14 protein-coding genes are annotated in these 13,428 nt (G+C 34.8%); 8 read left to right on the top strand and 6 right to left on the bottom strand.

The window, feature by feature from the left end; genetic code table 11:
* Positions 1 to 10: 10 nt before the first annotated feature.
* The 8 genes from ESZ48_RS15035 to ESZ48_RS15005 all read left to right on the top strand — a co-directional run bounded on the left by ESZ48_RS15035 (position 11) and on the right by ESZ48_RS15005 (position 9,111).
* On the top strand, positions 11 to 1,591 hold the full coding sequence (locus ESZ48_RS15035; RefSeq protein WP_129018327.1) for a type IV secretory system conjugative DNA transfer family protein: 1,581 nt from the start codon (positions 11 to 13) through the stop codon (positions 1,589 to 1,591).
* Between the two features lie 229 nt (positions 1,592 to 1,820).
* A complete protein-coding gene (locus ESZ48_RS15030) occupies positions 1,821 to 3,035 on the top strand; it encodes a hypothetical protein (RefSeq protein ID WP_129018326.1) in 1,215 nt (404 codons plus the stop codon).
* Positions 3,036 to 3,248: 213 nt separating this feature from the next.
* On the top strand, positions 3,249 to 3,443 hold the full coding sequence (locus ESZ48_RS15025) for a helix-turn-helix domain-containing protein (RefSeq protein WP_129018325.1): 195 nt from the start codon (positions 3,249 to 3,251) through the stop codon (positions 3,441 to 3,443).
* Between the two features lie 7 nt (positions 3,444 to 3,450).
* On the top strand, positions 3,451 to 3,591 hold the full coding sequence (locus tag ESZ48_RS19605; protein WP_223266472.1) for a hypothetical protein: 141 nt from the start codon (positions 3,451 to 3,453) through the stop codon (positions 3,589 to 3,591).
* 35 nt (positions 3,592 to 3,626) lie between these two features.
* Entirely contained in the window at positions 3,627 to 5,099 is a 1,473-nt protein-coding gene (locus ESZ48_RS15020) for a site-specific DNA-methyltransferase (RefSeq protein WP_223266471.1), read from the top strand.
* Between the two features lie 63 nt (positions 5,100 to 5,162).
* A complete protein-coding gene (gene rhuM / locus ESZ48_RS15015; RefSeq protein WP_223266470.1) occupies positions 5,163 to 6,152 on the top strand; it encodes a virulence RhuM family protein in 990 nt (329 codons plus the stop codon).
* A gap of 3 nt (positions 6,153 to 6,155) precedes the next feature.
* Complete coding sequence (locus ESZ48_RS15010; protein ID WP_129018324.1) at positions 6,156 to 8,804, top strand: DEAD/DEAH box helicase; 2,649 nt, start codon at positions 6,156 to 6,158, stop codon at positions 8,802 to 8,804.
* A gap of 112 nt (positions 8,805 to 8,916) precedes the next feature.
* Positions 8,917 to 9,111, top strand: coding sequence for a LexA family protein (locus tag ESZ48_RS15005; protein ID WP_223266469.1), 195 nt, complete (start codon positions 8,917 to 8,919; stop codon positions 9,109 to 9,111).
* A gap of 35 nt (positions 9,112 to 9,146) precedes the next feature.
* On the opposite strand, the gene ESZ48_RS15000 is transcribed toward ESZ48_RS15005, so the two are convergent.
* The 6 genes from ESZ48_RS15000 to ESZ48_RS14975 are packed head-to-tail and all read right to left on the bottom strand — an operon-like array spanning position 9,147 to position 13,425.
* Positions 9,147 to 9,512 (bottom strand): hypothetical protein, encoded by a 366-nt coding sequence (locus tag ESZ48_RS15000; RefSeq protein ID WP_129018323.1) that lies wholly within the window; start codon positions 9,510 to 9,512, stop codon positions 9,147 to 9,149.
* 7 nt (positions 9,513 to 9,519) lie between these two features.
* Positions 9,520 to 10,374 (bottom strand): DUF4138 domain-containing protein, encoded by an 855-nt coding sequence (locus ESZ48_RS14995; protein WP_129018322.1) that lies wholly within the window; start codon positions 10,372 to 10,374, stop codon positions 9,520 to 9,522.
* Between the two features lie 29 nt (positions 10,375 to 10,403).
* The gene (gene traM, locus ESZ48_RS14990) at positions 10,404 to 11,333 is read right to left on the bottom strand and encodes a conjugative transposon protein TraM (protein ID WP_129018321.1); all 930 of its coding nucleotides are present in this window, start codon (positions 11,331 to 11,333) and stop codon (positions 10,404 to 10,406) included.
* Complete coding sequence (locus ESZ48_RS14985) at positions 11,314 to 11,937, bottom strand: conjugal transfer protein TraK (protein WP_129018320.1); 624 nt, start codon at positions 11,935 to 11,937, stop codon at positions 11,314 to 11,316. The genes traM and ESZ48_RS14985 overlap by 20 nt, the downstream gene beginning before the upstream one ends.
* 10 nt (positions 11,938 to 11,947) lie before the next feature.
* Positions 11,948 to 12,790, bottom strand: a complete 843-nt coding sequence (locus tag ESZ48_RS14980; protein ID WP_129018319.1) for a hypothetical protein — start codon at positions 12,788 to 12,790, stop codon at positions 11,948 to 11,950.
* A gap of 2 nt (positions 12,791 to 12,792) precedes the next feature.
* Positions 12,793 to 13,425, bottom strand: coding sequence for a conjugal transfer protein (locus tag ESZ48_RS14975; protein ID WP_223266468.1), 633 nt, complete (start codon positions 13,423 to 13,425; stop codon positions 12,793 to 12,795).
* Between the last annotated feature and the right edge of the window lie 3 nt (positions 13,426 to 13,428).

The following is a 13,428-nucleotide window of genomic DNA, read 5'->3' as shown; positions in this document are numbered from 1 at the left end:
TTTTAGAGCTATGCATCTGAACAATCTCTTATCGACACTTTTAATTATTGGTTTGACCAGTAGCATTTTCTATGGCATGTATCGGATAAGCAGATATGCATTTATTATCAATTTTCTAATCCTTAGTGCTTTTGTCTTTTTTCTGAAAGATGAAATCCAACTCATTTTATTAGCACTCTATTTAATTTGTCCATTGCTATTAGTTAACATAGTCATGTATGTGTTCTTGCATAAAACGGACGTTCCTGTAAATGGTAATCTCAAATATCAGGTCAACTTTGCCACGGACAAAGGAAACTTCAAACTCGACAACATCAAACGAGGGGCGTCAGTTATCGGTTCTGCCGGAAGCGGTAAAACCGAGAGCGTGGTCTATGGTTTTCTGAAACACTTCCGGAAAGAGAGTTTTTGTGGCATCATTCACGATTACAAAGATTTTGAATTGACGGAAATGGCGTATCCGCTTTTCAAAAATGGCAACATCCCATTTAAGATCATTTCCTTCGATAGAATCATCCATAGGGTAAATCCTATTGCGCCACGCTATCTAGAGAACGAGGAGAGCGTCAATGAGGTGTCGCGGGTACTGATTGAGAATCTTTTGGAACAAAGAGAATCCGGAGCTTCTGGTACCACAAAATTCTTCAATGATGCTGCAGAAGGATTGATTGGTGGATTGATCTGGAAATTAAAAACGGATTATCCCAAATTCTGCACGCTGCCTCATTTGATTGCGGTATATCAATACTTAAATACCGAAAGCCTTATCAAGTTCTTGGAAACCAATACCACATCAAGGGCCATGGCAGATGCGTTTATCAGTGGCAAGGATTCTGAACGGCAGACGGCAGGTGTTAAAAGCACCTTGGCCAATGCATTGAAACGCATTAGTACACAGCGCATCTTTATGGCATTGTCAGTAGATGAAGTCCCTTTGAATATTAATAGTCCAGAAAATCCCTGCGTGATTTCAATAGTAAATAATCCGAAATTTGAAACTTCGTATTCGCCTGTTATTGCAACAATCATTCACACGATTACCAAACAAATGAGCGTTCGAAATTCTAAAGCGTCCTTCTTACTGATGGAAGAAGCCCCTACCATTCGCTTATTGAATATGCACCGGATTCCTGCGACACTGCGGAGCTATAACATTTCAACGATCTATGTGATGCAAGACAAGATCCAAAATGATATGATGTACGGCGATAAGGCAAGTAAAGCAATATTAAGCAACCTGTCCTACCAGTTTTTTGGCAAGGTCAATGATCCTGACACCGCTAAATATTATGAACGTTTTTTTGAGATTGTCAAAGACCCAACAAAAAGCGTGAGTCGGGGCTATAATCTGGATTTTGATACGCGTGTGACTACTGGAGAAAAAGAAATTCCGAAAATTAGGGCTGATGTTTTTTTTCGATTGAAGCAAGGGGAGTTTATTACTTATGCGGATGGGAAGGACAAAAGGTTACAGTTTAAATTGCAGAACATTCAGAGGGAATTACCAACAGACACTAAGGAATTTTCATATGCCGATTTAGAAGATAATTTTGAACGGATATATAGGGAAGCTAAATCAATATTTGGATAGAAGTTTAAATAGATTGATCTTTAAGCTTAGCTACTATTATTAAATTTCTCTATAGATCTAATAATTATATAATTAATATCTTAAAACTCAAATCAAGAAATTAATTCCAAATTGAATCGGAGCTATTTTGTAGTGAATAAATCAGATTAACATTATATATATGGGCAATATTGGCTGAATTGCAATCCTCTTTACTCACGCTGCTAAAAATTTAAACAAAACTGTCAGAATGGATTCATTTTCAAATATATCTTGGATGGAATTTTCAAGAATCTATACACAATCAATAATTGAAGAAATAAACAAAAAGGGGAAAGATTATATTTTGAAAGTTGATGAAAATGAATACATTAATTACATTATAGAAAATTATCGTCTTGAACCGTTAAAGATTCTTCTTGATACAGAAGAAGTTTCTAATCCTATAAATTCTCAAGAAATTCAAAGAGATATGTTTGGGAGAGAATTTATGACAAATTTTTGGACTTTCAGAATAACATATCATTTCGAAGGTAGTGCAGATTTATTTGCCGTTAAACCAAATCCATATACTTATTCTAGTTATGATATAGATGTCAATAGCTCATATAAAACTGTTTCATTTCAAATAAAAATCTTTAAACAGGATGCAGTGGAATTTAAAAAAGTGAGAGCTTCTTGCTATTGCGAAGCTTTTACTAATCTAAATGCAGTCAATGAAAATGTTATTCAATCAAATGTGACTTTTGAAGATAATATCCGGACAATATTTCTTCATGAGAAAAATAAGTATAAAGAAGAAAATGATTTTTATGCGGCTATTAACGTAAAAATTAATGCAGATACACAATCTATATTTTCAGCACCTACAATAAAAAAGAAAATAATAAAACAACCTATTGTTTCAAAAAATACAGAATTCAACTCTGTACCATCAATGAGTAAAGAGATGTATGATGACGTTTTAAAAGTTGTTTACGATTCTGGAAAAAGTATGGAGAAAAAACCCGCCTTATATATTGGGAAAAACGAAGAAGGATTAAGAGACCAATTCTTATTCATACTTGAAACTAGGTATACTGGTGCAACGGCAACTGGAGAAACTTTTAATAGTGGTGGTAAAGCAGATATCGTATTAAAATATGCAGACGATGGTACAAATCTATATATTGCAGAGTGTAAATTTTGGCACGGTAGTTCGGAATTCCTCAAGGCGATATCACAATTGTTTGATAGATATTTAACCTGGAGAGATTCGAAAGTGGCAGTCATAATTTTTGTAGAGAATAAAGACTTTACTAATGTGTTAAATATTATAAAAACAGATATTATAAACCACGATTATTATTCACGATATATTGGAGACAATGGCGAATCTTCATTTTCATATGAGTTTCATTTACCTCAAGACAAAGATAAAAAAGTAAATTTGGAAATAATCACTTTTCATTTCTACAAAAAATAAAACCATTTTTAAGATAAGAAATAAGCTATTGTTAGAAATATGATTTTTTTTAAAAGATCCTCACAAATTTTCTATTCAACTTTTGTTTCCTACATCAGTTCTTTACTAAACTGCATATTCTAAACAAAACCCTCCATTCACACTTTTTACACAATTTTTTGAGATATATAAATTAACTTGACTATTTTGGTAGCTGAAAAAATAAGTTCTAAAATGAATCGAATTAAGGAAGTATTGGAACAGAAGGGCATAAAACAAACTTGGCTGGCTGAAAAGCTTGGCAAGAGTTATAATATGGTTAACGCTTATGCTCAAAACCGCCAGCAACCACGATTGGAAACCTTGATGGACATCGCGAATATTTTAGACGTAGATGTAAAAGAATTGATAATCTCAAATAAAGAATAATAGTTATATGCCAACACTCAATTGGATAGGAAAAGATAAAGTGATAAGCCATCATCTTGATGTGCCTTATCGAATTTTAGAACACAAATATGGTTTACATCTGATAAAGGAGAACAGGACGAACCAACCTAAAGCGGCAATAAAATAATTCACGGCGATAATTTAGAAGCTCTCAAAAGTCTTTTGCCAGAATATGAAGGCAAAGTAAAGTGCATTTATATTGATCCTCCTTACAACACGGGTAATGAAGGCTGGGTATATAACGATAATGTAAACCATCCAAAAATTAAAAAATGGTTAGGCCAAGTAGTTGGTAAAGACGGGGAAGATTTAACAAGACATGATAAGTGGTTGTGCATGATGTATCCACGTTTGCAGTTACTTCATAAATTTTTAGCGGACGATGGTGCGATTTTTATAAGCATTGATGATAATGAACAGGCAAATCTGAAGTTGATGTGTGATGAGATATTTGGAATTCGAAACTTTATATCAAATATAGCAGTGGTAAATAATTTTAAAGGTAGAAGTGATGATAAATACATTGCCACAGCGCATGAAAATCTGATTATCTATCAAAAGGGTAAGTTTATAACAGAAGGTGTTTCATTACCAGAGGAATATTCAAAAGAGTACAAGTTAGAGGACAAAATTGGAAAATATAGACATTTGGGTTTAAGAAAGCGTGGTAGTAATGCTAGGCAAATTGACAGACCAAATTTGTTTTATCCAATTTATTATAACGAACTGACCAATACTATAAGTCTCGAAAAGAAAGATGAGCTTATAGAGATTTTACCAAAGCTTTCAAATGGAGAAAGTGGCATTTGGAGATGGGGAAAAGAAACCTTACTCAAAAGAATTGATGAGTTAGAAATTAAAATAGTCAAAACAAGAAATGAATTTGATGTTTTTCAAAAAGACTATTTAAATAAGGACGGAATTGAAAAAAGAATAAAACCTAAATCTTTTTGGCACGGTTCAGAATTTTCTGCAGAATCTGGAACTTTAGAGTTAAAAAAAATATTTTCTAAAAAAGTTTTTGAAACACCGAAATCAAGTGATTTTATTGAATATATAGTACAACAATCAACAACTAAAAACTCAATAATCCTAGATTCTTTTGCAGGCTCTGGTACAACTGCACACTCAGTTTTAAACTTAAACAAGCAGGATGGTGGACATAGAAAATTCATTTTAGTAGAAATGGAAGATTATGCCAATACCATTACTGCCGAAAGAGTGAAGCGTGTAACCAAAGGTTTCGGAAAAGACACTAAAAAAGTGGAAGGAACTGGCGGAGCGTTTGATTATTACGAACTGGGTTTGCCACTTTTTGATGCTGACCAAAATTTAAATGAGCAAGTGGACACTGAAAAAATACGCGAGTACATTTGGTTTTCAGAAACGCGCACAGCCTATAATTCTAAAATAGACCTAAACAAATATGAATTAGGTGTAAAAGAGGATACCGTTTATTATTTCATTTACGAGAAGAACAAGCTAACAACATTGGATTTTGATGCACTCGAACTTATAAAGACAAAAGGCGAGCAATATCTTATTTATGCAGATAATTGTTTATTGCCAAAAGAATTTATGGCAAAAAACAACATCATATTCAAAAAGATACCGAGAGATATCACGAAGTTTTAGAACTAGAGTTTATAAATTGAGATATTTCCATTTTGGAAACAACTGAAAAATCTGAAGAATTTTATGAGTGATTTAATACCCGAGCAAAATAACTTTATTTTATATACTACTCCAGAGGGAGAAGTAAAACTGAAGGTACTGTTGGAAAACGAAACTATTTGGCTCACTCAAGAACAAATGAGTCAACTTTTCGACCGAGAAAGAAGTGTGATTACCAAACATATTGGAAATGTTTTTAATGAAGGAGAACTCGAAGAAAAAAGCAATGTGCAAATTTTGCACATTAGTGGTTCAGACAAACCTGTTAAGTTCTATAATCTTGATGTCATTATTTCCGTTGGGTATCGCGTAAAGTCGCAAAGGGGCACACAGTTTAGAATTTGGGCAACCCAAACCCTGAAAGAATATATTATTAAAGGTTTTGTTTTAGACGACAATCGTTTGAAACAAGGCGAAGCAGTTTTCGGAAAGGATTATTTTAGAGAGTTACTGGATCGTGTGCGTTCCATTCGTGCCAGTGAGCGCAGAATTTATCAGCAAATCACTGATATTTTTGCAGAGTGTAGTATAGACTACAATCCCCAATCTGAAATTACTAAAAGTTTTTATGCAATGGTGCAAAACAAGTTTCATTTTGCCATTACAGGAAATACGGCAGCTGAAATTATTTATAAAAATGCCAATGCCACAACAAAAAATATGGGTTTGACCACTTGGAAGAATGCTCCCGAAGGCAGAATCATAAAAACAGATACGACCATAGCCAAAAATTACTTGCAGGAAAAAGAGATTAAGCAATTGGAACGCACAGTAACAGGTTATTTTGATTACATAGAAAATTTGATAGAACGCGAAAACACCTTTACGATGGAAGGTTTAGCAACTAGTGTAGATAAAATTTTAAACTTCAATGAGTTTAAAATTTTAGAAGGCAAAAGAACAAAGTCGCATAAGCAAGCTATTTCCAAAGCAGGAAAGGAATACGACCAATTTAACAAGACCCAAAAAATCATTTCTGATTTTGATAGACAAATCAAGAAATTGAAAAACTAGGATATGGAATTAAAAGGGTTCCAGCAAAAAGTAATAGATAATCTTGAAGAATATTTAGAATACGTTCAAGAGCATAAAAATGTGGCGACGGCCTTCAATACCTATTGGGAGGATAAAATAGGCCCGTATAATCCGTTGGATAATACAGGTATGCAACCCTATAAAAATAACATTCCAAAGGCCGCTCATGTTTGTATTAAAGTGCCAACAGCAGGAGGAAAAACCTTCATAGCAGTTAATGCCTTGCATTCCATTTTTTCAGCTTACGATACTTCACAAACAAAAGCCGTCATCTGGTTAGTGCCCTGGAGTAATTTATTACAGCAAACTGTGAATGCCTTATCCAATCCAGAGCACCCTTACCGTCAAAAGTTGAATGCCCTATTCAATCACAAAGTTGCCATTTACCAAAAGGAAGATTTGTTGCAAGGCTCAAATTTTAATCCCACAGTTGTAAAGGAGCAATTAAGCATTTTCGTTTTGAGTTTTGCAAGCTTACGCGCAAAAAACAAAGAGGACAGAAAGGTGTATCAGGAAAATGGTCAATTGGAATCTTTTGTGCCACAATACGCGAACAGAAAGCACCTTTTAGAAGATGTTGACGATACTGCGCTTATCAATGTAATTAGAAGTTTAAATCCTGTATTAGTAGTTGATGAAAGTCACAATGCGGAAAGTGATTTAAGTGTAGATATGCTCAAAAATTTAAATCCATCCTTTATTTTGGATTTAACAGCAACCCGAAAAGCCAATAGCAATATTGTCAGTTTAGTTCCGGCCATAGAATTAAAAAAGGAACATATGGTCAAGCTCCCTGTAATCGTTTATAACAATCACGATAAAACAGAGGTCATCAATAATGCGTTGCATTTGCAGCGTAAGTTGGAGAATCTAGCTAAAAGTGAAGAAGCTGAAGGCGGAAAATATATTAGACCGATTGTTTTGTTCCAAGCACAACCAAAAACAAAAGACGACAATACGACTTTTGAAAAATTAAAAGAACAATTATTAGGATTAGGTATACCAGAGAATCATATAAAGATTAAAACGGCCAATATTGACGAGTTAAAAGGAGTTGACTTATCGGATAGATCATGTGAAGTGCGCTATATCATCACAATAAATGCTTTAAAAGAAGGCTGGGATTGTCCATTTGCATACATTCTGGCTTCATTGGCTGACAAATCGAGTGCTGTGGATGTTGAGCAGATTTTGGGTCGTGTTTTGCGTCAACCGTACGTACAAAAGCACAAGGCTTTCCAACTTAACCTTTCTTATGTATTGACAGCATCTGCAAAGTTTAATGAAACCTTACAAAGTATTGTTGATGGTTTAAAGGCTTCTGGTTTTAGCGGCAACGAACATCGCGCTGTTGATAGAATGACTGAAGAAGAAAGGGAAGCGAAAGTTATAGATCCTGTTGAATCCTTTTTGTTTCCAGAACAACATCCAGAAGTTCCGGGAGAAGAACAGGAAGAAATTATTGATAAGAGTCGAATTTCCTATAATCCTAATCTCGATGAAGATGATATTGAAGATACTTCTGTAATTACCGAAATAGAAACAATGGCGGCAGAACAGAACGCCGAGTTAGAAAAGCAACTAAAGGAGCAAGAAAAACAACCTATAGACGAAAACATGTTTCAGGAAATGGGAGATAAAGTAAAACGCTATCGCATAAAGGAGGCCAATAAGGAATTTATAGAAAAGATTGATTTTCCCCAGTTTTTTCTAAAAGTAACTGCAAGTGATATTTTTGGTACAGATCAAGAACTGTTAAATAGAGAATCTTTATTGAAAGATTTTAAACTTTCAAACGAAGATATCAAAATCGATTTTGATCGAATATCTTCAGATTTATATAAGGTAGATTTAACAGAAACAGTAAAAGATAACTATGCGCCTGATTGGGTAAAGATTGAAGAAAGCCAAGTAAAGGATCCTATTGCTGATTACATTTTGGCAAAACCCAAAGATGCCCAAATAAGCGATATCACTCATCAGATATTACAAATAATTGGGAATATGTATCCCATTCCAGATCAGGAAATCAAAATATATGTTGGACGAATTTTAAATTCAATGAACGCCGAACAGATGCGTGATATTTTGGTTAGAAAGTGGAGTTATACAGACAAAATAAAATCTAAAATCAGAGAGCTTTCGGATAGTTATGCCGAAACTCGATTTATGGATTTAATTAAATCAAAACGCATAACAGCTAAAGACAACTGGAAATTAAAGAAGGAAATTGTTCCAGGAGCTACAGGTTCTTCTATTGGAAATTCTTTGTATGAAAAGGAAGGCACGATGAATAATTTTGAAGAGCGCGTTATCATGGAAATTGGAACAGCCTCAAATATTGCATTTTGGCACAGGAATCTGGACAAAGGAAAAGGATTTTACATCAATGGATTCAAAGCAAACCATTATCCTGATTTTATATTGCAGACTAAATCTGGCAGAACGATATTGATCGAATCCAAGGGCGACCATTTAGACGGTTCTGATAGTGAAGGCAAGTGCCGACTGGGTAATGAATGGGAAAAACAAGCTGGTCATAATTTTTCCTATTTTATGATTTTCGATAAAAAAGAAGTGAGCGGCGCTTACCCTTTGGACAAAGCAAAGGAATTGATAAGTGGAATGTAAAAGCTAAAACATTAAATAAATTCCTATGATCGAAACCAATCGTATAGAATGCAAAAGGGAACTTATCTTTTAAGGTGCTGTAATAGTTGGTTTAGCTAGTGTTGCCATTGATGTGATTAAAACTCTAACTAAAAGACGGAAAGAAGTTCTTAAACTTATTGCAAATAATACAACCATTACCTATACCGAAATAGCTGAGGCTTTAGGTATTAATGAATCTCCTGTTGACAAACATATAAATGCGCTTAAGACGAAAGGGTTCTATACGTCACGGAGGGACACAGGGTTATTGGCAAATCAATATTGATAGGATTTAACAGAGTTTAACGTAAAAATTCTTTTTTAAAAAGGTCCCTTATCTTGAGGTCCATTATGAGTAACCTTCCATTGACCATCTTCCTGCACTAATTTAAAGACGCCAGGTTTTGGATCGTAGGCTGTGGAATATTTTACCCAAGACACGCCGCCATCTGTTACTTCATCGATAATCTTAAAATCTGATTTCGAATTTTTATCCTGAGCAAACATTTCCTGAATGCTTACAAAGTTTGCATAGCCATCAGAAGTTGTATGTTTTTTGAGTGTTGTTTTGTCCCCGTGATAAAAGCTTTCTGCAACTACTTTGGCAGTTTCATTAGGCGAAAGACTCGTTGTTTGAGAACATGAAATAAATAGGAGGACGAGTGAGCAAATGGCGATTTTTTTCATATTACTATTAATTTGGATTATTAATAAATCTGTGTGATATTTTCAATTCAATATTGCGTTCCCCATCTTTTTCGTTCAGTTCTAAAATGACCCTGCGGTTATTGGATAAGGAGAACTTAGACATAACATACACGAATCTTACCGTTTCGTTTTCTCTGATTTTAGATGGTAGATTATATTTTAAAATAGGTTCTTTATATAGACGTTGCAACGATTTCCTTTTTCCTTTTTGACGTGTTTCAATCGAGAGTTTCAAAAAATTTAAGTCGTAATCCAAACTAGAAGTATTCTCAATTTGGATTACGAAATAGAGTTCTTCTTTATCAAAAACAATATTCTCAACACTTAAGACAATATCTTCTGTTTCATTCTTAATCCGTCCGATGCGCTGGTTTCTATCAAGAAGATAACTACAGAACTTTTCATAATAATACTTACCGTAATCAACACTTTTCTCAGCGGTTTCAATATAAATCGAATCCTTCACTTTTGGTTTTTCATTCCCAATACTACTGGAGATTGGAATGAAATAATTGAGCTTTGAAAGTTTTGCTTTATACTTTACAATATACGAAAAAACGGAACCGTTTCTATTGATAACCAGAAGATTACTTTCTTTACCCGGTTTTGCCTGGAGCAATCCAAAATACTGTTCATTTTCACGATTGTATGTAAATACAAAATTCTCTGATCCAGTTATTCCTTGTCTAATGGGTTCAGGAAAAAATAGTGCAACGTTTTTGGTGTCATTGGCATAAATAGTATCCAGAACTTGGGATGCTTGCATTGAATCTTGTGCAGAGCAAAGTTGTGGTACAAACATGCAAATTAGAAGCGCTGAAATAATCATATAGTTTTTCATAAGAGTCAGATTTAAAAGATAAATTAGGCCTATGGCATTGGTTTTAGAATTAATTTGTAATTATTCAGTACAGTCACTTTTACGCTTCGATTGTTGCGTTTTAGAACCTTAGTAATTCCACTGACTTGAGGAACTGATGGAATGTTGATATCGCCAATTATATCATTCAAAACTTCATCGGTGGCTTCAGCGCGGAAATTATTTTCGACATAAATGCCTTCACTGCCATCTTGCAAATCGAAAGCTTTGAGCTTTGTGGGATGATGGTCGATATTCTCAATGTTAATCAAAGCGCGATTGGGCTGAAAGCTGATAAATCCAAAGACGTGTGTATTCTTTGGCATCAGTCTATTGTTGATTGTTGCTGCTTTCATCAGACGCATTCTTAATCGCGTCTTGGCCTTTACAATTTGATCGCCATCTACAACGACATAAATACTCTCGTCGGTATGGCCCAGTGTGGCACTATCATTTGGCTTTGGCGAAGCGGCAAAAAACAATTGATGTTCCAATCCAAGTTCTTTGGCTTGAATTTTTTGTTCAGTCTTAATTTCGACGGAATCAATTTGTTTTTTTTCAATTTGAGTCACTTTATCTTTTCCGAAGTTTTGATAGCGTTTCTCGGAGTACTGGATTTTACCTGAGTTGTAAATACTATCTACAATGCGTTCTTTTTCGCGTTGTGGTAAGTGGGCATCGTAAAAGCCCAAGGAATCAATCAGTTTTTCATTATAGATGCTAGGTGCGTTGGTCTCGCGTATCTCTTTAAGGTCATTAATGGCATCCAATTTTGAATCATACTGTTTTTGGTTTTCTTTCAAATCTGGGATCAAGGTTTGCTTAAGGTTCTCATTTTCACTTTTGTCATCTCCCATAATCATCATTGAATAGGAAATTAGGAAAATGAAAATCACAGCCAACACTGCTGCAAAGACTATTTTATTTTTTTCTATTTTCATTTTGAATTTTTTTTAGTGTGCTTTCGAAGTAATCGGTAATCAATAGTCCATGTGGATTGTTGGGGAAGTTTCGGTCAACTATGATCAGTTTTCCTGTGGAGACCAATTCATAAGTGTCTGTAATGACGCCTCTGTTGATTTCAAAAATGGTGGTCGTCGTGAAACTATATTTTCCATCAGCTTCATTTAGATCGGTATCAATTCTGAGAACTTTTTGAACCAACGAGTATTGTAATAATCGGTTATAGACACCATCCGCTTTTTTCTGACGATAGAGGTTGTCCACAGAACTATTCCCTAGCCAAAGGGCTTTTTTTAAATTTCGTTCATAGTTGCTTGCATCAATATTATAGAAGTAATTGTGGAACTGCTCTAAATGTGCCAATGCTTCTACAGCGAAATTTTCCTTCTGAGAAACAAGCTTCAACGGAATGATACTTCCATTGGTATTTATGGCAAACGCACTATTGAGCGCATTTTTATTGGTAGTAAAAGCCATCCAAAGTGAAAAGGTGCTGGATAATAATGTACAAACAATAACGGCTAAAACGATGAGTCGGTTTAATTTTAGGATCTCATAGATATTTCTATACGGAGTTTTCATTTGAATTGGATTAGCTATTAAACAATCTGAGCGTGAACGATGTGGCACGGCTGTATAATTTGAATTTTAGAAATACTATAAAAAAAACTGAGCCCAGCTGTACCACTGGAGCAAAAAAGCCTTGTCCTGCATCAGTTCCAAACAGGTTAGGCCAAAAATTGGTATTGATCTCCGTATAAATGGCATTGATAAATATGTTGACCAAAAAGAATGCTGGCACCAGCATATAAACCGCCGCATATAACTTGAAAAATGAATAAGCAAGCGATCTGAATTTTTCAAATACGGCCAAACTAATGACCAATGGAAAAAACGCTTGCATAATACCCAATAGAAAATAGCGTTCTGCCAAGAAAAGTGGGTAAATAAATAAATCCAAAATCCAAAGAAAGAGACTTACTATAAAAGCCAATATCTTGAAACCATATAGTGGAGTTATTAATGCTTCATAAAGTAATATCATTGCGTTTTTTGCGGCATCAAAAAGATTTATATCTTCTTCTAATGGAAGATCCTGCATCTGTAAGGGCAGTAGTGCAGGTGCGGTGGCACGGTATTGACCTTCAATTGCGACCAGAATACCATCAAAGAAACCTAATACTTGCGTTGAGAAGATGACCAATATTACTATTGCAAAATTTTTCGCAAGTTCTCCTGGGGTCAATCCCCACGAATAGCCGTCCTTATCGGCAACACCCTCATTATATTTTTTGAGAATATTGACCAAAAAAAACAAGACGGCAAGTGTCTTCATTCCTGCAATGGTATATTGTGAGAAACTACTATTCTGTATCGTTTGGAAAACAGTATCGATATATTCCAATCCTATTCCTAAAATGAAAGTTGCGGTCATCTCTAATATTCGGTTTCGCGGTTATTGATTTTGTCCTGCATTTTTCTGAATGAAATGATATCCTTGTAGCGTTTTGTTTTGGTGGTAATATTGGCTACCATCTCCCTAGATTCCAGTTCTTTTTCATTTAGAATTGCTGTACGTTCCGCATCGGTCATTTTCAGATAATCGCTCGATAGAATTTCGTCTATAAAATCGAGTGTATTTAAAGAGTTTTCAACAATCGAAGTGAATGATTGCGACACTCTTGATACTTCATCAGGTTTTATAAAAGGACTGCCTAAAATGTCTCTCAGGTCATTTTGCATCACATTAATTAGTCGTTGGTTGTTCCTTCCAATTTCGCGAACTGCTTTTAATTGCCTAACCACATCGTTGACCTTTTCAATGTTATCTTTTTGAGTTTTTAAAAACTCAACGGTCTTGATAATGTTTGCGGTCTGCTTCCCGGATTCTATCAGTTGTTTTACCAAGCTGATAAAATTGGTGTTGTCATACGTGGGCATTCCCTGGCACGCAGCGCGTGCAGGCAATAAAAAAGAGATAATGAGTATGATTATCAGCGTTGCTGTTTTTGTTATACCCACAACCTTTCTATTGTTACAATTTTCCAGAATTTTCATTGTGTTTTTCATAGT

This window comes from Gelidibacter gilvus (genome assembly GCF_004115975.1).
GTDB classification, from domain to species: Bacteria; Bacteroidota; Bacteroidia; order Flavobacteriales; family Flavobacteriaceae; genus Gelidibacter; species Gelidibacter gilvus.
The sequence above is the reverse complement of the archived record's forward strand: the minus strand, read 5'-3'. Positions and strand labels throughout refer to the sequence as shown.

Coding starts and splice junctions, on each gene's coding strand:
- ESZ48_RS15025 (WP_129018325.1), top strand. CDS start 3,249: ATGAATCGAATTAAGGAAGTATTGGAACAGAAGGGCATAAAACAAACT.
- ESZ48_RS14995 (WP_129018322.1), bottom strand. CDS start 10,374: ATGAAAAACTATATGATTATTTCAGCGCTTCTAATTTGCATGTTTGTA.
- ESZ48_RS14985 (WP_129018320.1), bottom strand. CDS start 11,937: ATGAAAACTCCGTATAGAAATATCTATGAGATCCTAAAATTAAACCGA.
- ESZ48_RS15010 (WP_129018324.1), top strand. CDS start 6,156: ATGGAATTAAAAGGGTTCCAGCAAAAAGTAATAGATAATCTTGAAGAA.
- ESZ48_RS15035 (WP_129018327.1), top strand. CDS start 11: ATGCATCTGAACAATCTCTTATCGACACTTTTAATTATTGGTTTGACC.
- ESZ48_RS19605 (WP_223266472.1), top strand. CDS start 3,451: ATGCCAACACTCAATTGGATAGGAAAAGATAAAGTGATAAGCCATCAT.
- traM (WP_129018321.1), bottom strand. CDS start 11,333: ATGAAAATAGAAAAAAATAAAATAGTCTTTGCAGCAGTGTTGGCTGTG.
- ESZ48_RS14975 (WP_223266468.1), bottom strand. CDS start 13,425: ATGAAAAACACAATGAAAATTCTGGAAAATTGTAACAATAGAAAGGTT.
- ESZ48_RS15000 (WP_129018323.1), bottom strand. CDS start 9,512: ATGAAAAAAATCGCCATTTGCTCACTCGTCCTCCTATTTATTTCATGT.
- ESZ48_RS14980 (WP_129018319.1), bottom strand. CDS start 12,790: ATGACCGCAACTTTCATTTTAGGAATAGGATTGGAATATATCGATACT.
- ESZ48_RS15030 (WP_129018326.1), top strand. CDS start 1,821: ATGGATTCATTTTCAAATATATCTTGGATGGAATTTTCAAGAATCTAT.
- rhuM (WP_223266470.1), top strand. CDS start 5,163: ATGAGTGATTTAATACCCGAGCAAAATAACTTTATTTTATATACTACT.